The sequence below is a fragment of the Priestia aryabhattai genome, from assembly GCF_023715685.1.
Lineage (GTDB): Bacteria > Bacillota > Bacilli > Bacillales > Bacillaceae_H > Priestia > Priestia aryabhattai_B.
Map to the genome: position 1 here is coordinate 45,724 of NZ_JAMBOQ010000001.1, position 17,836 is coordinate 63,559.

18 protein-coding genes and 1 pseudogene are annotated in these 17,836 nt (G+C 33.0%); 5 read left to right on the top strand and 14 right to left on the bottom strand.

Translation table 11 applies throughout. From position 1 onward, the window contains the following. Window positions 1-80 precede the first annotated feature (80 nt). Window positions 81-485 carry an NUDIX hydrolase gene (locus M3225_RS00235; RefSeq protein ID WP_251390182.1) on the top strand — a complete coding sequence of 135 codons (405 nt, stop codon included), beginning with the start codon at window positions 81-83 and terminating at the stop codon, window positions 483-485. Window positions 486-915: 430 nt separating this feature from the next. Continuing rightward, window positions 916-2,014 (top strand): annotated as a pseudogene (locus M3225_RS00240) (IS3 family transposase). A 142-nt stretch (window positions 2,015-2,156) separates the two neighbouring features. On the opposite strand, the gene M3225_RS00245 reads toward M3225_RS00240, so the two are convergent. The 6 genes from M3225_RS00245 to M3225_RS00270 all read right to left on the bottom strand — a co-directional run bounded on the left by M3225_RS00245 (window position 2,157) and on the right by M3225_RS00270 (window position 9,652). After that, a complete protein-coding gene (locus tag M3225_RS00245; RefSeq protein ID WP_251390184.1) occupies window positions 2,157-3,143 on the bottom strand; it encodes a DUF3231 family protein in 987 nt (328 codons plus the stop codon). Window positions 3,144-3,310: 167 nt separating this feature from the next. Further along, window positions 3,311-4,312 carry a DUF3231 family protein gene (locus M3225_RS00250; RefSeq protein ID WP_251390186.1) on the bottom strand — a complete coding sequence of 334 codons (1,002 nt, stop codon included), beginning with the start codon at window positions 4,310-4,312 and terminating at the stop codon, window positions 3,311-3,313. Between the two features lie 1,133 nt (window positions 4,313-5,445). Continuing rightward, window positions 5,446-5,649 carry a twin-arginine translocase TatA/TatE family subunit gene (locus tag M3225_RS00255; protein WP_251390188.1) on the bottom strand — a complete coding sequence of 68 codons (204 nt, stop codon included), beginning with the start codon at window positions 5,647-5,649 and terminating at the stop codon, window positions 5,446-5,448. Between the two features lie 72 nt (window positions 5,650-5,721). After that, complete coding sequence (efeB, locus tag M3225_RS00260) at window positions 5,722-6,966, bottom strand: iron uptake transporter deferrochelatase/peroxidase subunit (RefSeq protein WP_374109804.1); 1,245 nt, start codon at window positions 6,964-6,966, stop codon at window positions 5,722-5,724. 15 nt (window positions 6,967-6,981) lie between these two features. Continuing rightward, on the bottom strand, window positions 6,982-8,163 hold the full coding sequence (gene efeO, locus M3225_RS00265; RefSeq protein ID WP_251390193.1) for an iron uptake system protein EfeO: 1,182 nt from the start codon (window positions 8,161-8,163) through the stop codon (window positions 6,982-6,984). A gap of 1 nt (window position 8,164) precedes the next feature. Continuing rightward, window positions 8,165-9,652, bottom strand: a complete 1,488-nt coding sequence (locus M3225_RS00270; RefSeq protein ID WP_251390196.1) for an FTR1 family protein — start codon at window positions 9,650-9,652, stop codon at window positions 8,165-8,167. A 170-nt stretch (window positions 9,653-9,822) separates the two neighbouring features. Between M3225_RS00270 and M3225_RS00275 the strand changes: the two genes are divergently transcribed. Further along, window positions 9,823-10,104 carry a hypothetical protein gene (locus tag M3225_RS00275; RefSeq protein ID WP_251390198.1) on the top strand — a complete coding sequence of 94 codons (282 nt, stop codon included), beginning with the start codon at window positions 9,823-9,825 and terminating at the stop codon, window positions 10,102-10,104. 167 nt (window positions 10,105-10,271) lie between these two features. Here M3225_RS00275 and M3225_RS00280 read toward each other — a convergent pair whose 3' ends face one another. After that, window positions 10,272-10,955, bottom strand: a complete 684-nt coding sequence (locus M3225_RS00280; protein ID WP_251390200.1) for a DUF421 domain-containing protein — start codon at window positions 10,953-10,955, stop codon at window positions 10,272-10,274. 347 nt (window positions 10,956-11,302) lie between these two features. Beyond that, a complete protein-coding gene (locus M3225_RS00285) occupies window positions 11,303-11,812 on the bottom strand; it encodes a DoxX family protein (RefSeq protein WP_251390202.1) in 510 nt (169 codons plus the stop codon). Between the two features lie 314 nt (window positions 11,813-12,126). On the opposite strand from M3225_RS00285, the gene M3225_RS00290 reads away from it, so the two are divergent. After that, a complete protein-coding gene (locus tag M3225_RS00290; RefSeq protein WP_251390204.1) occupies window positions 12,127-12,861 on the top strand; it encodes a class I SAM-dependent methyltransferase in 735 nt (244 codons plus the stop codon). Window positions 12,862-13,064: 203 nt separating this feature from the next. Here M3225_RS00290 and M3225_RS00295 read toward each other — a convergent pair whose 3' ends face one another. The 4 genes from M3225_RS00295 to M3225_RS00310 form a co-directional block, all read right to left on the bottom strand. Further along, the gene (locus M3225_RS00295; RefSeq protein ID WP_251390206.1) at window positions 13,065-13,451 is read right to left on the bottom strand and encodes a hypothetical protein; all 387 of its coding nucleotides are present in this window, start codon (window positions 13,449-13,451) and stop codon (window positions 13,065-13,067) included. A gap of 359 nt (window positions 13,452-13,810) precedes the next feature. After that, window positions 13,811-14,053 (bottom strand): hypothetical protein, encoded by a 243-nt coding sequence (locus tag M3225_RS00300; RefSeq protein WP_251390208.1) that lies wholly within the window; start codon window positions 14,051-14,053, stop codon window positions 13,811-13,813. A gap of 513 nt (window positions 14,054-14,566) precedes the next feature. Further along, on the bottom strand, window positions 14,567-14,878 hold the full coding sequence (locus tag M3225_RS00305; RefSeq protein WP_251390210.1) for a carboxymuconolactone decarboxylase family protein: 312 nt from the start codon (window positions 14,876-14,878) through the stop codon (window positions 14,567-14,569). Between the two features lie 2 nt (window positions 14,879-14,880). After that, a complete protein-coding gene (locus M3225_RS00310; protein WP_251390212.1) occupies window positions 14,881-15,291 on the bottom strand; it encodes a tautomerase family protein in 411 nt (136 codons plus the stop codon). 106 nt (window positions 15,292-15,397) lie between these two features. Here M3225_RS00310 and M3225_RS00315 point away from each other — a divergent pair, with 106 nt between their 5' ends. Next, window positions 15,398-16,273 carry a LysR family transcriptional regulator gene (locus tag M3225_RS00315; RefSeq protein ID WP_251390214.1) on the top strand — a complete coding sequence of 292 codons (876 nt, stop codon included), beginning with the start codon at window positions 15,398-15,400 and terminating at the stop codon, window positions 16,271-16,273. Window positions 16,274-16,597: 324 nt separating this feature from the next. Here the strand turns inward: M3225_RS00315 and M3225_RS00320 are convergent, their stop codons facing one another. Both M3225_RS00320 and M3225_RS00325 read right to left on the bottom strand, forming a co-directional pair. Continuing rightward, complete coding sequence (locus M3225_RS00320; RefSeq protein WP_251390216.1) at window positions 16,598-17,035, bottom strand: hypothetical protein; 438 nt, start codon at window positions 17,033-17,035, stop codon at window positions 16,598-16,600. 20 nt (window positions 17,036-17,055) lie between these two features. Continuing rightward, window positions 17,056-17,607 carry an SF0329 family protein gene (locus M3225_RS00325; RefSeq protein ID WP_251390218.1) on the bottom strand — a complete coding sequence of 184 codons (552 nt, stop codon included), beginning with the start codon at window positions 17,605-17,607 and terminating at the stop codon, window positions 17,056-17,058. Window positions 17,608-17,836: the final 229 nt, after the last annotated feature.

Below are 17,836 nucleotides of genomic sequence, written 5' to 3' on the forward strand. Positions count from 1 at the left end.
AAGAATATCATTGAGTTTGATTAAGTTCTATTTATAAGAAATACCTGTACGCCTATAATGTTTTTTAAGGGGAGATCTTAGTGAATACGTGTTGTGGTTTTGCAATAATTTGCTTAAATGATAAAGATGAATTATTAATGGTCTCCCAAGAGAAACCCAACATGCCCAAACGTTGGTCTGTTCCTTCTGGTGCTATCGAAGGACATGAAAGACTCGAAGATTGTTGTGTTCGAGAAGTATGGAATCAAACGGGTTATCAAGTAGAGATAGTTAAAAAAATACACGAGAATAGGTCAACTACCTATAATGTTGATGTTCACATGACCTATTTTGAAGTTAAGATATTAGCTGGAGAAAAGAAAGTCCAGATCGTTGACTCATACTTCTGGCAACCTATATCTAAAATTAATCATTTGAACCTGTTATTTGAAGGTGAGCGTGAAGTTGTACTAAATTATATAAAAAAGAAAAAACAATTCATTTAATTTTGCTCAAGTATATTATTTTACCTCTATATAGGTGTATGGAGGTCCGTTGTCTTTTGAAAAAAACTATAAAAATATATAGAGGGGAAGTTAAATAATTGATTAATACAACCATTAATTTAATAAAAATTGTCATGCATACTACTATGAGGAATAACTTAGTCTTTATGAATCATTACCTCAATTCGAGGGACATTTTGTTATCTAGATCTAAGAGACCATAAAATATATTATTTATCTCCTCCAAGATAATTTATCTAGTTAACAAAAAAAAGCTACTGGCCTCGGGGACTGACCCCCTAGAGTGAGACAAATAAAAAACACCTTTAAGTTGAAAAACGGGTATGTATTACCTAACAATCACTTGGAGGTGTCTTTTTATGGGGACAAGAGTCAGTATCCAGTAGAAATAAAGTTAAAAGCCATTGAAATGAGATTAGCTTGTGTACCTGTCAAAGAAGTATTATCACAATTAAATATTCGCAATCATACTCAATTAAAAACGTGGATGACATGGTATAAAAATGGAGAAATGCATCTATTCGAACAGCCTGTGGGCAAGCAATATTCATATGGGAAAGGTCCTGACTTCGAGAACGAGACGTCTAAGTTGGAGGCAGAGAATCGGCATTTAAGGCAACAGATTGAAATCTTAAAAAAGTACAAAGAATTGGAAAGGAAGTGGTACCAGAAATCGTAGTGAACGCAGTGGAAGAGTTAAAAGATCAGGTATCTATTTATCAAATCTGTCTACACCTTGATATCGCTCGATCGACTTACTATCGTTGGAAGCAACATACACAACGGATACATCAAAGAAATGGAGGGAACAATAAGTGGGTGAACAATGTTATAAACACAAGTTTCGATATGGCTACCGAAAGATTACAGCATTACTCAATCGAACGATGAAGATTAATCATAAATTTGTGCAGCGTGCCATGCAGAAGTATGGTTAGCAATGCCGCATAAAACGGAAGAAACGTCAGCGAACGGGACAACCTTATCAGGTTGCAGAGAATGTATTAAATCGTGAATTTCGAGCTGATCGTCCTCTTCAAAAACTAGTTACTGATATTACCTACTTGCCTTTTGGACCTAAACAGTTGTATCTTTCAAGTATTCAAGATTTATTTAACGGGAAAATCATTGCGTATTCCATTGGTGATTGTCAAAACGTAGCGTTTGTTTTAGATACGTTAAGCCAACTTCCTTCTTTGCCTGAAGGGTGTACGTTGCATAGCGATCAAGGTTCTGTTTACACATCGTATGCTTATCAACAAAAAATCAAAGAAAGAGACATTACCATGAGTATGTCCCGTAAAGGGACTCCCGCAGATAATGCCTCTATCGAATCGTTTCATTCCTCGCTAAAGTCTGAAACGTTCTACCTTGACGAATTAACATACACTACGACCACCATCGTAGAGCAAACCGTCAAAAACTATATTACTTACTATAACAATGCCCGTATTCAAACAAAACTAAACAACCAGTCATCTGTGCAATATCGTCAACTGGTTGTTTAAAAGGTGTTTTGATCCCTGTCTCAAAAACAGGGGTCAGTCCCCACCCTGTTCATTAGTTTTTTCTTTTTAAGATGAATATAATATATATTTTCAGTTGACATAATGTCTTTTTCCGGTCCGCCCATTGACAATTATTTAGTCCCTACTTTGAAAATAAATCTTCTCTATCCGCAGCTTCGGGTGGTGTTTCCATCCATCCATTTTCTATCATAATATCGGCTGCATCATTGACAAATCCTGATATATCCTTTAAAAAATTTGCATACATTAGCGCTAAATCGCGTCTTCCGTTTACTGCTACTGAGTTTCCAAAATTTCTTACTCTCATTGAAAACATATCCATCTTATGAAAAACCATTAATTTATCGGAAAAAGGAGAAGATGTTGAAGTAGTCACTAAATGATCAATTAGTTCTGGAGAAGGCAAGTTATCATCGTGAAGTTTTTTTATATAACCTTCAATCGCTTTATAAGTAAGTTCTTCTCCTTTTATAAATAAATTTCGAATCTTTTTCGTTTTTGTAACTTGACTAAATGCCATTACTAAGACTTTACTTGCCACGTTAGTCTCTAAATTATCGTATAAATGGGCAATTTCTAATGCATGCAAAGGTCGTACATCTCCAATAAAACCTTTTAAATAATTTTTGTGTGCTATATTTACTTTTTGTGGGGTCGGAATAATAGGCGATTTAATAACCCACCCCTTGTTTATTGAAAGATCTTTGATATGTTCCCCCAATTTTATAGTTGACTCCATACAATAAAGAGAAAATTTCCTTATATCCTCTCTATACATTAACGGTATTCCTACACTGTAAAGACTAAGTCCTACTTTAGTTACATATCTTAAATAATGTACATAGAACTCGTCTTCAAATAATTTTGGAGCATCAAGATTAACATCTTCCTTTGTAAAACCATATGGAATAGGAATGTTTTCTTTTATGAAAATATCTTTTATGGTTTTCTGAAATTCTTTACTTAAGTTTAGTGCATTTTCCAATAATTTTTTTATATCTTGGTCTTCAACATGTTGAAGAAAGTAACTTAGAATACATGTAGACATGCTATTTCCCATATATGTAGCCCAAAGTTTACCCATTTCCGCAGAATTTAATTTTTCCATATAAAATCTCCTAAACCGATTTTTTCTTAGATTTACCATTAAAAGAATATATATTCTTCTAATCCCTTAACTATAGTTTTTCCAAAAAAAATCATTTAAATAAATCTCAATCTGTTCATTGGTAAAGTAAGATGCTCGATTAACGTCCTGATGTCTTTTTCTAAACTTTAATTATTAGGCAATTCCTTTCTATCATTTGCTTGAGGAGGTTTCTCTATCCATCCTCTTTCAATCATAATGTTTCCCCAACTTGTAGTCAGTTTTAAATCCCTTAGAATAGATGCTTCACAATGTGTTATTACATCTACCCTCATACTTGCAGCCATAGCATTGGAGTAATATACCATTGCTAAATTAAACATAAACCCGGCATGAAATAACATTAATTTATCTGAGAAAGGAGCTACTTTCGAATTTGTAACTTGGGTGTCTAATAACCCTGGAGAATGAAGGTTGTCTTCATGTAATATCGAAGAAAAAATACCAATATGTTTGTTGCACAAATTTAAAGCATCACCCATAAATTTATGTGCTTTTTTATCCTTAGTTACTTGCTGAAAACCAAGAATAATCCCCTTTGCTGCAATACTCTTTCTCAAATTAAAGTATATATTTGAAGCCTCCATCGTATTTAAAGGCCTTTTCTTCCCTAATATATCCATTGCATATCCTAAGTCCGTAATGAATTCACTATTTTGTGGTGTAGAATAATAAGGATCTCTTTCATAAATTCCTTTAGATAAGAGAATATCAATTGATTTATTATAAACGTCCATCGCATCAATATTACATTGATAGTAATGAGCCCGTATATCTTTTCGAACTGATCCACTAAACGACATACCATGTCCTGATAATCCATGAATTGTCATATCATGTATGTACTGTAGCCAAAAGGAATCTGTAAATAAAGAAGGAGCTTGCAGGTTTACATCTTTATCCGTGAAGCCATTTGGTAGAGGGAAATTCTCGTTATTTAAAATCTTCGTTAACACTTTAAGATGCTTTTCAGATAATCCTAAACAAAATTCGAAAAGGGATCGAATTTCGGAGTCTTTAACGATTGCTAATACGTATTTACTAATACAAATCGCCATTGTTTCCCGAATATATTGTACCCACAGACTTGTAATTTCTGAGGAAGTCAACCTACTGTCGTTTCTGCTCAAATTTGTTACCTCCAATAGGATATAAATGCTATAACATACATTTGTCTAATATTTAATATTTATGCACCATCATAACAAATCTCATTCATAGTAAAGACCACATACTATTGAACTACCTCCATGGCTAGACTAAAAGTCTAATGAATATCTAAAAAGCTGCACAATCCATAATAGAGACCCTTATGAAATCCCCTATCGCTGAACAAGGGGGTTTTTCTGGTTGGTTCCTTTAAGAGTGATTATGTTAACTAAGGTTGTATACGATATACAGTTTTTTCTGCTACATTATTTAACCAAAGGACTGAAGCCTCACGGCGTCTTGAGTAGTTTGCTTAACATAATCAATAACTATACATAATAAAAAAGAAAGAAAGTCTACTGAGATCCCCAGTAGACTTTCTTTTAGTTCATTTATAAAACCACGAAGTGAATAATTTTACTGCTTATTATAAGAATATGTACATATACTCTTTTTATAACCTGTACTAACATATAAAACCAGTTGAAAGGATGGTTCTTTCACTGGCTTTATACGAGGTGTATTTATTTAATGCACTATAGCATCATAAATAGTTTGCACAAATTCATTTTGTATTATCGATACTAGTGCTTAATAATAATGATTTTCATATACTATAGAGCCCGGAAAAGCTAATTTTCTTTTGGAACTCAACTTTCAAAAGTAGAGACAAAACGCCCTGACTATTTAGAACATAGTCAGGGCGTTTTCGGTTTTATTGGTAATACTTACCGATAAAATAAAAAACCACTAGTGCCTAAGTCAATAGCTTTTTTGATAACGCAATTAGAAGTTAGTATAGATAGTACTTCACATCATGGGTAGCTTGCTCAAAAGTTACAAGAACTATGCAACTTTTGAGCCAATTTGCAACATTCTATTGCATGAATAAATGTGTTCCGAAAATATCCATTATGGTAACTAAATATGAATGTACGTTACCATAGTTTTTTTATTTTAAGGGATGCTTATTACATATATAAACATCTGTTAAAACAAAAAAGAATTGTATATACAACCTTAGTTAACAAATCAGATATTGTAAAAAGCCAAACTCTTCACATATAAAGAACTTGGCTTCTGTATTTATCAAAAAATAACTTATCTCAATTTATTAAAGAGATGTTTTGTCATCTTTCTCCTCGTTTTTTAATAATTTTTTATCCTCTTTATCGTGGTCTTCCATAATTCCTTGGGTTGCATTTTTAAATTCACGGAGTGTTTTACCGGCAGAACGTCCTAACTCAGGTAGCCTTTTAGGACCAAATATAATTAATGCTGTTACCCCTATTAAAATTGCACTTCCAGCTCCTACCATTACAATCACCTCATTTCCTATCTATAACAGTACTGAAAAACTGGTATCTAACCTGATAAAATTCTTATGATCCTATTCTAACAAAGACTGTGCAATGTACTCTCCTTTACGGATTCCACGAGCACAAGCAAACATTGCACTACCTATATGTTTCGTATACTCATTTAATTTATCCTGCTGAGATAACACCTTAAGCATTGGTATAAATTGCGTGTCAGGATTCTTTTGGTAACTAATGAACATAAGTCCTGCATTTATATTCCCTGTTTTGGGATCTACCCCATCTGTATAGGAATACGCTCTTCTATAAATCTCTTGCTTTGTTCCCTTTGCTAAAGCAGTATGAGAAGTAGAAGGCATTTGCATAAGACTTACTTTATCATGTTCTTTTACTTTTCCGTAAGGAGCCCCACTAGCCTTTTTTCGGCCGAACGTGTCTTCTTGGTCTTTAAGAGATGATCGATCCCACACCTCTAAAAACATCTGAATTTTTCTAAAAGCCATATAAGTTCCACCTTGCATCCATGCTGGTTCTGAATTATTCGCCCAAATAATTCGGTTATGAGATTCAAAATCAGTAGAAGAAACATTTGCCGTGCCATCTTTAAAGCCAAATAAATTCCGTGGCGTTTTCTCATCTGGAGCACTAATAAAACCAGATTGCATCCATTTTACCTCTGCTATGCCTACTGCTGATTTGATAAGGTTTCGTACAGCATGAAATGCCACTTGTTGATCATCTGCACAAACTTGTACAGAAATATCTCCCCCTATAAAAGGCTCTTGCAAATCATCTCTTGGCATTGCTGGGATATCCTTAAGATGTTTGGGCCTCTTATCAGCTAAGCCAAAACGATCTTCTCCATTCTTAGAAAAGAAAGAAGGACCAAAGCCAAATGTTAAGGTTAATCTGGAAGGATTTAAATCTTGTGCTTCTCCTGTATCTTTTGGTGGGAGCCAATCATTATTATTATCTTCATTAACTTTCCCCTGAGTCGTAGATTGACTCAACACTGTCCATTTTTTGAAAAGATCTATAACCTTATCTTTTTGATTTATTAATAAATCAAAAGCAGCTACATAAGCATATGTTTGCTGAGGTGTTACAATTCCTGCTTGGTTTTTTCCATTAAAAGAAATAATAGAATCCTCTACAGAATTGCTTGAGGCTTGATCGCTTGTATTGCCTAGCCCATTAGCCATGTTAGCTAGAACGCCGATGCCACTTGTACTTACCGCAACACCTACACCCGTAAATACTGACATTTTTAACATGTCACGACGTGTGTATTGTTTAGGCCTCTTCGATTCTTTCACGTTCATTCTCCTTTTCTATTGAAATATCTCAGCTGTTTGGGCCATAGATTCTGATAAGGTATTTAACTGTTGACTCAGTTCTCGAATCTGTTCCTTTGTTAATTCTGTATATGGGAGATACGTTCCATTTTTTTGATATTTCCCTAAGGTAGCTGTTAGTTGAGTAAATTCTTTATCTAATTGCTCTGAAAGATCTGGACTTTTTTCATTTAGAATTGGTAAAACAGCATGATAGACAGCTAGAGAACCCTCAACGTTTGAAGCTAAATCTACTAAATCAATATGAGAATATCTTTCCTCTTCCCCTGTCACTTTGGAAATAGCAGCTTCATTTAACAGTTCCATTGAACCAGCGACTACTTGTGTAGGTTCTAATTTAACTTCTTTTACTCTTTGCTGTAGATCCTGTACATCTTTATTTAGTTGAGTTGCATATTGACTCATCCCCTTTAAAGAAGAGTCTTTCCAAATTGCTTTTTCAATGCGATGGAATCCTCCCCATTCTGAATTATCGACGTCACCTTCACGGGCATCAATTTTTGGATCTAGGTCACCAAAACTTTCAGCAATTGGTTCAATACGTTCATAATATACACGAGCTTCTGCATAAGAAGTTTTCGCCTTTTCTAGATCCCCTGCATTCACAGCATCTGTAAAGGTAGTAGTCGTTTTTACTAACTGTTCTGTTTGGTCATTTACATACGTTTTGTAATTATTAACAGCCTTTTTCAATGCTTCTGATGTCTTTGTCGCTGTTTCTTTCGCATCTTTCAAATTTGCAAACGAACGATCTAGCTGAACACTTAGTTCTTGCACCTTTTTCTGGTCAATTGAGCCTTTTTCTATTTCAGTAGATAATGGAAGAATATATTTTTCTGTATCTGTGTATAAAAGTGGGTATTTCTCACGAATGTTATTTTCATAAGATAACCACTGATTATAGAGCTCTTTCCCATATTCCTTAATCTGTTTTTGATCCTGTTTCTCTAAACCACTCTGCAGCTTATTAAGCGTGATTTGCATCTTCTTTACGTTATTTTTTAAAGTATCTTGTTTACTTTCCTTCTCTTGACTAGCTGTTTGTTTGGTATCATTCTGAGCACTAGAAGTTGTCGAATTACTGCATGCACCTAAAGCTGGTACAGTTAGTAAAGATAGGGTAAGTGCAGTGTAAGTAATTTTTTTAGATAAGAACATGTTAAATAACCCCCTGTTTTTTTTGGTTTGTATTGTTTTTATTGTTTTGTTTCCTTTTCTGAACTATAAGTATTGATAAGGCAAATCCAATTATAAGAAGTTGTGGCAGTGTACTATACCAAGAAGGGTATATACTTAACACATCAATGGTTGGAATGACGTTTGTACTTAATGAAGGAACTATTCCTGATAACTGCAAACTATGTACACCTGACCCCATAAATTTGAGACACATATAAAACACGATAATACTAGAAATAAAGAAAAATGGCTTTAATGGCAATTTAATACCAATCTTCAACATGAAAATTCCAATAGCAATAAGAACTCCAAAACCAATTGCTACTCCCAAAATTAATTGTGAGGAAGACATTTGACTAGCTATACCAATTAAAAAGAGAACTGTTTCAATCCCTTCTCTTAAAATTGCCAAAAATGCTAGTATTGCAAATGAAATCATCTTTCCATTGCTAAGAGCTTGGGCTGTTTTTCCGTTGATAAATTTGTTCCACTTTTCAACATTTGAGTTGCTGTGTAGCCAATAGCTAACATATAAAAGCATGAGGCTGGCAACTACTCCTGAAAAACCATTGATTAGGAAGTTGTTTTGGCCGAAAGTAGCAGAGTTTAAAACATAAGTAACTAAAAAGCCAATGACTAGACTACAAAGAATACCTAATGAAGCTCCTCCCCAAACCCAACGGTTTCCTTTATTTGAAGGCCCTTTTTTGGTAATTGTCAGAAGCGCTCCAATAACTAATAAAGCTTCGACTCCCTCTCTAATTGGAATAAGAGCCGCATCCCACATGCTATACGAAGTGTTAACTAATGGTTTTAAATCGATAATCATTTTATCTATAATTTCAATACTTTTGTTAACCTCTTTAGGATTACTTAAAGATGAATCCAACTCTACTAATCTTCTTTCTGAATTATTGTAGACAGCCTGAGATTTTCCTACAACATTCCCTTCCACACTTAGCCATTGGGATGTTAACTCTTGCACTTGAGCCTTTCCTTTTGGTATATCCTTGCTTTCTAAAGTTTTTTTAGTATTTTCTAAAAGTTCTACGTACGAGGCTAGACTCATTTCTTTGTCTGATTGGGGTTTAGCTGTCAATTGGCCTCTGCTATATTGATTTAAGAAACTCTTAAGTGATTCAAGAGATTCTTCGGCATTTTTTTTATCTTCATTTAACAAGGCAATAGATATGGCAGCTATTTCTCTTTCAATTTTGCCATGAGCATATAAAGAATCTTTTTGAATGCCTGCCTTCATTTTCGTCCATTCTTGTTTGAATAATTGAAACGATTGATTAGCTGCGTCTAAATCTCCCCTTTTTATATTAGAAATAGCCTTATCTATATATTGAATAGACTGCTTAGCTGTTTTTTTAGAATTAGTTTCTTTTGCAAAAGAACTGGTAGTAGTAAATGAAATAACTATTAGTCCTACAACTATTAAACTAATGAAGATTTGTTTTATCATGCCTAACACTCCTATATAGTAATGAAAATCATTATCATTGACTTCTTAATTATCATTAGAATATAATAACTTGTCAAACAAAATTTAAAGGAAAAAACATCCAAATTAAAACAAGGAAAGTTATGCATTTCAGCCTTTAGATATATAACGCGATAGGAGTGAATTTAATCTTGGCTCAATTTATTTGTCCAATATGCGATTCTGAGTTTAAAAGTTATAATAAAAATGCAAAATACTGCTCTCAATCATGTAAAGGACAAGCCTATATTAAACATTCAATTAAAGAGTGTAAAATCTGTAGAAAAGAATACAAACCTATACGAGCTACAAGTAAGTTCTGTTCTCTTAAATGTTGTGCTGCAGATAAGAAAAATAGAGTTGTTCTTATTCCTCTTTTCTTATCTATGCAATATACAGATTTAGTTACTATAATGGAATTTCTAGAAATATAAAAAACGTTTAATAAACACTCATTTATATCGTTTATTGAACGTTTTTTATATTCCTTTATGAAACGACTTAAAAGACTGCCATAAAACCTATGTCCTTTCTGTATATTTAAACAATATAAAGAAAAAGGAGTTTCAACATGTTTCTTTATATTTTTATGTGATGTGAGCTAATTATCTTGTCTTTTATCAATATATAAAGTGCCATCACTTTGTATTTCAGCATAAAATATCTCTTGTAGGCTTGTTCCTGACTGATGCAGTTGCTTCTCCAACCAGTTTTGGCTTAGATCAAGTTCTTCTAAATTACGGGTAATAATTTTGCTATCAACAATAATTTCCGTAGGCACGTACAAAGGTTTCACAGCTGCTACCTTTAAATCTTTTTTCGTAACACTCTGCTGGTCCACTTTTTTTAAAACCGACAGCTGCCCATCTGGTTCTAATACGGCATAGTCCACCTCTTGAGTCGAAAAAATATTTTTTTCTCGTAATAACATACTAAGATCATCCATGTTTAACCTTAATCCAGCCAATGTTTTTTCTAAGATTTCTCCATTTTTGATGACAATTGTAGGTTGGCCATCAAGTAATATACGAGCTTTTGGAGACTTTAAATTAATATAACTCACTAGAACAGTAAGAAGTGACCAACAAACCATACTAACGAAACCATCGGTCATATCAATACTTGTATCAATCGTAATGGAAGCAGCGACAGCACCAATTGTGATCCCTGTAATGTAGTTAAAATACGTTAACTGACTTACTTGTTTTTTCCCCATAATACGAGTCATCAATAGTAAAACACCAAAAGAAATGATTACCCTGCCTATAACCTCAATAAAACTCATTGCTTATTAGCCTCCACTCTGGTCGTATTAGGAATAAAACGCTCTTCTTTTGGATCATCTAAAATGATTAATTAAGCTAGTGATTTAATCCAAAAATGCAATTGAGCTTTTAATGTGTTTTTAGTATGTGTTAATACAGATAAATTATATAAGCCACCTAAGTATAGGCCATGTATAGATGACTATTAGAGGACCTGTCCTATATAGCAAGAATTACGAACCAAGAAAAAGCCCCACGATTGTCATTATGTAAGAGCTATATAAGGTATTTCTTATGCCTATAAATTTAAGAACAGTAACAAAAAAGACCGCCTATATCAGCGATCTTTTGAATGTACCTAATGAAACTAAGCTACATCTTTAACCTCAGTGGTTTTACTAATAAATAGTTTATCTTTAAGTCGTGATAGCAACATACCATCCACTCCATATCTCCCTGCATTTAAAGCAGAAACAAGAATAAACATAGATAATAAAACAAGTTGTACATTGATACTTGTTGAACCACTAAACAAATAAGAAAAATTCATAACAAGGCCAATAAAGACAGCCGTTTTAGTAAAGCAACCAATCAATAAACCTATTCCGACTAGTAATTCTCCCCTGGGTACTAATGTATTAAATAGTTCTACATGAGGAATGGCCAGGTCTTCTAGAAAGACAACCCACCATCCCTGAACTGCCGGGTACTCTCCAGTTGCTTGTGCTAATGCTAATTTCAAGAAACCAGAAGCATCAAACTGTCCGTCTACTATTTTCCCCCAGCCAGCCATTAACCATGTATATCCAAGATATACACGTAATACAGCTAAAAGTATAGAGACCTTTTTGTTTTGTCTTAAAACCTCAATAAACATGTCGTTTTCTCCAACAAACAAGATATAAGTACTAAAACATAATAGTATAGTCGAAAATGAATATCATTATCATTTTATGAAGAGTATGTAGAAATTCCGAAAGCACCATAAAAAAAAAGATTCTATTACTACTTTGAGGATATGGACGAATTTTTCTGTCCTTAAATAGTTAGCCTCTATGTTATGATAATTGGTAGTATTCTAAAACAAAAATGGAGTGGTCATAATGGTAAGGAGAAGATAGGTAGCCTCCTGCAATAGACGTTTAAGTGATCTTAGGAGGCTATTTTACTATATAGGAGTTGTTATCAGTAATGAAACAAAATAAATATGATGTTGAAAAGTTCTTTTCTGCTTACGAGCAGATGCCACGTTCTATTAAAGGGCTTGAAGGCGCTGGTGAATGGCATGTATTAAAAGCATTAATGCCAGTTATGAAAGACAAAAAAGTACTGGATTTAGGTTGTGGATTCGGCTGGCATTGCCAGTTTGCACATGAACAAGGAGCACGTTCAGTAATCGGTGTTGACATATCTGAAAAGATGCTTGAAAAAGCTCGGAAAAAAACAAAGGATCCTTCTATTTCATATATCCAAATGCCGATAGAAGATATTAATTTTAAAGAATCGGAATTTGATGTGGTTATTAGTTCGTTAGCTTTTCACTACATTAAGTCATTTAGAGAAGTTGCTAAAAAGGTATCCAGTTTTCTAAAATTAGGTGGTACATTTCTTTTTTCAGTAGAGCATCCAATCTTTACTTCTAGGAATGAACAAGACTGGTACTATGACAACGATGGAAATCCTCTACATTGGCCTCTTGATTATTATCAAGAAGAAGGAATTCGTAATACGTCCTTTTTAACTGAGGATGTAATAAAGTATCATCATACGATTTCCACTTATATGAATGACTTGATTAGTACAGGTTTTACAATCAAAGCAGTAAAGGAACCAATGCCTTCTGATGAAGTGTTAGAAAGTATACCTGAAATGATACATGAAACTAGAAGGCCGATGTTTTTAATAATCTTAGCAGAAAAGAACTAATTTGTTTCATGAAGAAGAATTAGTTAATTAAATAATAAAAAGGTGTCCTAACTTACTAAAGGACACCTTTTCTGTTTCCTAAAACAGTGATTATGTTAAGTAAATGATGAAACCACTTATAAAATGAGTTTGTTATTTCAATAGTATGTTGAAAAGTGAAACTAAACATAACAAACATTCTAGACACTCTTTAGTTTATCGTCCTACTTAGCTTTTAAATCAAATTTATCTTCTTGACCATTCCACTTTATTATCACATGAAAAGGAACGTTACTGCTTTGAGTCGCACACCCACTGCAGCTCCCATTTAAATTAATTTTTCCTTCTGTCTCGTTATCCGTACCTGCTAATTTGCTTGTTTCTCCTTCAACAACATAAGAAACCTTTCCTAATTTCTCTTTATCTTTTCCTTTATAGATGATACTGCCTTGCCCATTTTGAGTATTCTCTCCTTTATTTAAAAGATATAAAGCTTTCCAATGATCTCCTTCACCTTCGAAACGCACACTTTCTTCCTTATTACCACAGCTACCCAATACTACTAATAAAAAAATAGATATAAATCCTAAAAACAAAAAATTTCTTTTCAATTTTAAATCCTCCTATACGGTAAAAAAGCACCCAAATATCCTATTGGGCGATTTTTTGTTATTATCTGTTCTTTTTTTCAAGTAATTTAATTACTCTATCATTTTGTTTGACTATCGTTCTTAACTTAGCTTCTAATGAACATAAAGTGATAAAGACGGCTATAAACCCTCTAATGACAAAAAACATATTAGATGGTATCTCCTATACATCATTTTATTTTCAAACCAATAGCTATATAATAACATTTTTTCTATATTTTATATCTTAATACTGTGCACATTCTTGGTTAACATAGTGTTCTTTACCGAATCAAAAAAGCCCTTCTAGCCTATATAAATATGCCATGAAGAGCTTTTCATTATTTATAATCACTTTCTACTGGTGCTCCTAAATCATCTAAATCTTGGCTTATATTTAAAATAATTAAATAATGCCACTCTCCCTTACGTTTACCTAAGTTCACTACTTGATGAACCTCAACAGTATCATTTACATATTCCCTAGCTGCTTCACACATTTCTGTCAATGTACTCCCAAACTCTGTATTTTCCCAGTTTTTCACCGTTAGTTCAATATAAGACTGGCTCTTTTTTATATTCATATCCCGCCCCCTATCTTATCTAAAATAACATTAAAGGGAAATTTAGGATACCTATACTTAAGTTAACATAAAAAAGTTATTTATTGTCTTAAAATATAATTTTACTTACTTCTTTTAATATAACAAATTTGCCACCTTTTCTTATGTAAAAGGTTTTACAATTAAAAACATAATGAACATGATAATGGCAAACAAAGCTCCTTGAAGAACAAAGTTAATTGGCTTATGAGAATCTTCATTTGCCTTTATAAATCGCTTTGACCATCTTGTATACATCGCTAATTTTGTACAAAAGCTAAATAAAATATCTGCAATGATTGAGGCAGTTACTATTTTTAAGATATAAATTCACTCCTTTCTAAAATAACAGAAGGATTTACATAATTTAACATAAACACCTAAATAATACAAAAATCTCAAAATCATAGGAAGTATCCTTTCCAACTCCTTCACCTCTATTGGCTACCAGCAACTACTACCTTATTTTTAAACATAATTTTTACACGTTTTTTATTATTGCCTCGCTACTATATTCATTGCTGCAGATGCTTTTGGCCACTCCACGTAAAAAGCCATATGGGTTATTAATGCGATCATTTCTTTTTCAGTGACTCCATTCTTTTTTGCCAATTGTAGATGAAAAGGCATTTGTTCAGTGTTGCCAATACTGATTAAAGCAGAAAGTGTACTCAAACTTCTTTCTTTTGATGTTAAAGTCGGGTCGTTCCACACTTCTCCAAATAATATATTTTCTCCATATTTCACAAAGTCAGGAGCGAGATCTTTCATTTCTTTCAGTAGCTTGGACTCAATATGATTATTCATTTTTATTGTTCCTCCTTTGGATTCACCATTTGTGCTATTCCTTGCCCAAATGACCAGTTTTCAACAGGCGTCTCGTTTAATGTAATAAAAATATTGTTTGTAGAAAGATCTAAGTAAGTGGAAAGACCCTCTGCAATGGATTGATATAGCTTCTTTTTTTGCTCAATCGTTCTTCCCTGTCCACATGTAATGGAAATATAAATTATTTGATTTGTTCTTTTTTCCCCATTTTCTAAGAGGTACTGTGGATCATAGAAAAAATACTGAGATGGGTACGGTAAAAATAGTTGAAAATAATCGTCTTTTGGAATGTGAAAATGTGCAATTAAAGACTGGTGAATACGATTGCTTACTTTTTTTAGTTCCTTATCATTTAATTGATATTCTGGATAATAAACGTTTACAAATGGCATCTATCATCTTCCTTTCTATATTTAGTTTACTTCCACTATCTTCATTTTTATAATTGAAAATATATCTTATAATTATCAAAAAAACCGATAGAGATGGGGTTAGAAAGTGGAAATTAAAGAATTAACGACGTTTAAAACAATTGTTGCAGAAGGGACTTTTTCACTTGCAGCAAAAAAATTAAACTATGCCCAGCCTACCGTCACAACTCATATAAAAAAGTTAGAAAAAGATCTTGGATTTCTTTTATTTGAACGAGGTTGGGAAGCAAAACTAACAAAGGAAGGTACATTATTTGTAGAAGAAGTAGATAGCTTGTTGAAGCACTGGGAGTATTCAATATCTCAAGCACAACGTATAAGCAAAGAGGAAAAAGGAACAATCAAAATAGGATTATCAGAATCTATTGCTGAGAAGCTGATGTCTTCTATATTAAGCTATCTAAATGCTGAGAAACCTTACATACACTGCGATTTTACCATTGGAAACACCGCACTTTTATCGGAACTATTAAATCAAGATAAAATCGATTTTGCTGTTTGCGGAGAGAATAAAAACCTTTCCGGCGTGACTTTTACTCCGCTTGGTAAAGAACAAATTGAATTTATTGTTGATACGCCTAACCATCCATTATTACAACAGAAATCAGTTGAAATAGCAGATATTATTAACTATCCCATTCTAATAGGAGAAAATAGCTGTTATTATTATCACTCCGTAAACCATTTTTTATTGGAGAATAATTTAGCCTTTAAACGAGTCTACAACTGTAGTGCACTACACCTTATTCCAGAAATGATGTTTGGACATACAGTAGGGATTATCCCTAGAGGAACTAGTTTGAAACCAAGTAATATCCTATTTAAAGTAAAAGGGTTTGATCCTCAGATGCCTATAGGTTTATTAATTTCTTCTGAAAAAAGAAACTACTTGAGTCAGACAAAAAAACAAATTATAGAGGTAATTAAATCTTTATTATCGTAGACGAACACTTATCCAGAATAATGAATTCATTTATAAAAAAAAGAATCCTTTGCTTCCAAAGCAAAGGATTTTCAAATTTATAGTTATAGAGAGAATACATTATCATTTTGGTCAGTTTTATAGATTAATATAATACTCATCCACTATCTCTATCACGGGCATAGTTTTTTGATAAGCTTTCTCTAAAAACTTGAGGAAGAATCATGTTTCTAAAATTTAAACCAATTAAATCTTCAATATCTTTATTTAAATACGACCATTTAGATGGAGGTTTCAGTAAATGGTCTAACAAAAGGGATTCATTAAAACCTATGACACATATATCTAAGCTCCGTTCTCCCATATCGCCCATTTCTTAAAAGAAGAAAACCATACAACTTTCTCTGAATTATAGTAAGGAGCATCAGCAAGGCTATCCTCCGGTCCAGTTTCTAAGGCATTCATATAATCTTCACTTGATAAAGAAGTAGGAAGCTGCAAATAATTAAAATAGCCAAACTCTTTATAAAAATAATCTGTGGGGTATGGATCTAAAACAGCAACTGTAACTTCTTTTTCATTAAAGATTTTTGTTAAATATTGTACCGTAGGCCAAAAATCCTCACACATGACCCAATAGAACTCTTCAAATAAGTAATAATCACACCTTTTGTTAAATACTTGATTAGGCAATTCCTTATTCGTGTTAAAAAGACTTTTTAAATTTTTATTAGTGGATTGAAAGTCTTTGATATCTTTAATGAAGAAATTTGTGGGCTGCACAGTATAGCCTCCTTCTTTTATTAACTGGGCGTAAGTTTGAACGGCGTGATGTTATCAACCTCGCATCTTAGTTCATAAAATTGCATGATTAAGGGGTGCACATTAGAATTGTATCTTAAAGCTTTCAACGTCCTCTTGCCTAACCTTCTATCCACTAATGCAAGAGCTTGAAAAATAACATTTTCAGAATTCAATGCTCGATTGATGGATAACTGAGGATACTGAATAAAAGCGTTATAAACAAGATCAACGTTAAAAACACCTCTATGTTCTAGAATACTTGCAGTGTAGTCCATATCATCTACCTTCCCAATACACTCTGGGAAACATTCATATAAACAATCTGGAAAGGGTTTGCTTGTTTTCTTCTTCACTTCCTCCCAAAGTTTATCGTGTTCCATTAAATATTTTGCTGAAGAAGCATTAAAAACTTCCTTCTTATCTAGAGTAATCCAAATACGTGTCTGCTCTCCAAGAGAAACATTATATTTAGTCAAATGAATACCCAATCTATGCTTTAATTTATCACAAATTAAATTTTTCATATTTCCCTTTAATTTCGTCCATTTCATGCTATCCTTGTACTCCTATTCTTTTCTAAAACTATACGATTCCGCTTATAGAAACATATTATACAAGATGTTTCTAGTTCAAGTGGTTTTTCTTGATGTATAGAACATACTGAGTCACCGTCCTATACATTAAAAAGAGCATCTGATAATTAGATGCTCTTTTTATTCACTTTATTTCTCTTTTTTACTAGTAGACTTACAATCATCATAAGCAAGCCTAAAATTCCAA

What these genes read in the sequence shown, in the direction of transcription:
- M3225_RS00325 (WP_251390218.1), bottom strand. Translation starts at nt 17,607, where the DNA reads ATGAAATGGACGAAATTAAAGGGAAATATGAAAAATTTAATTTGTGAT.
- M3225_RS00280 (WP_251390200.1), bottom strand. Translation starts at nt 10,955, where the DNA reads ATGAGTTTTATTGAGGTTATAGGCAGGGTAATCATTTCTTTTGGTGTT.
- M3225_RS00305 (WP_251390210.1), bottom strand. Translation starts at nt 14,878, where the DNA reads ATGAATAATCATATTGAGTCCAAGCTACTGAAAGAAATGAAAGATCTC.
- M3225_RS00310 (WP_251390212.1), bottom strand. Translation starts at nt 15,291, where the DNA reads ATGCCATTTGTAAACGTTTATTATCCAGAATATCAATTAAATGATAAG.
- M3225_RS00300 (WP_251390208.1), bottom strand. Translation starts at nt 14,053, where the DNA reads ATGAATATAAAAAAGAGCCAGTCTTATATTGAACTAACGGTGAAAAAC.
- M3225_RS00290 (WP_251390204.1), top strand. Translation starts at nt 12,127, where the DNA reads ATGAAACAAAATAAATATGATGTTGAAAAGTTCTTTTCTGCTTACGAG.
- M3225_RS00285 (WP_251390202.1), bottom strand. Translation starts at nt 11,812, where the DNA reads ATGTTTATTGAGGTTTTAAGACAAAACAAAAAGGTCTCTATACTTTTA.
- M3225_RS00270 (WP_251390196.1), bottom strand. Translation starts at nt 9,652, where the DNA reads ATGATAAAACAAATCTTCATTAGTTTAATAGTTGTAGGACTAATAGTT.
- M3225_RS00245 (WP_251390184.1), bottom strand. Translation starts at nt 3,143, where the DNA reads ATGGAAAAATTAAATTCTGCGGAAATGGGTAAACTTTGGGCTACATAT.
- efeO (WP_251390193.1), bottom strand. Translation starts at nt 8,163, where the DNA reads ATGTTCTTATCTAAAAAAATTACTTACACTGCACTTACCCTATCTTTA.
- M3225_RS00255 (WP_251390188.1), bottom strand. Translation starts at nt 5,649, where the DNA reads ATGGTAGGAGCTGGAAGTGCAATTTTAATAGGGGTAACAGCATTAATT.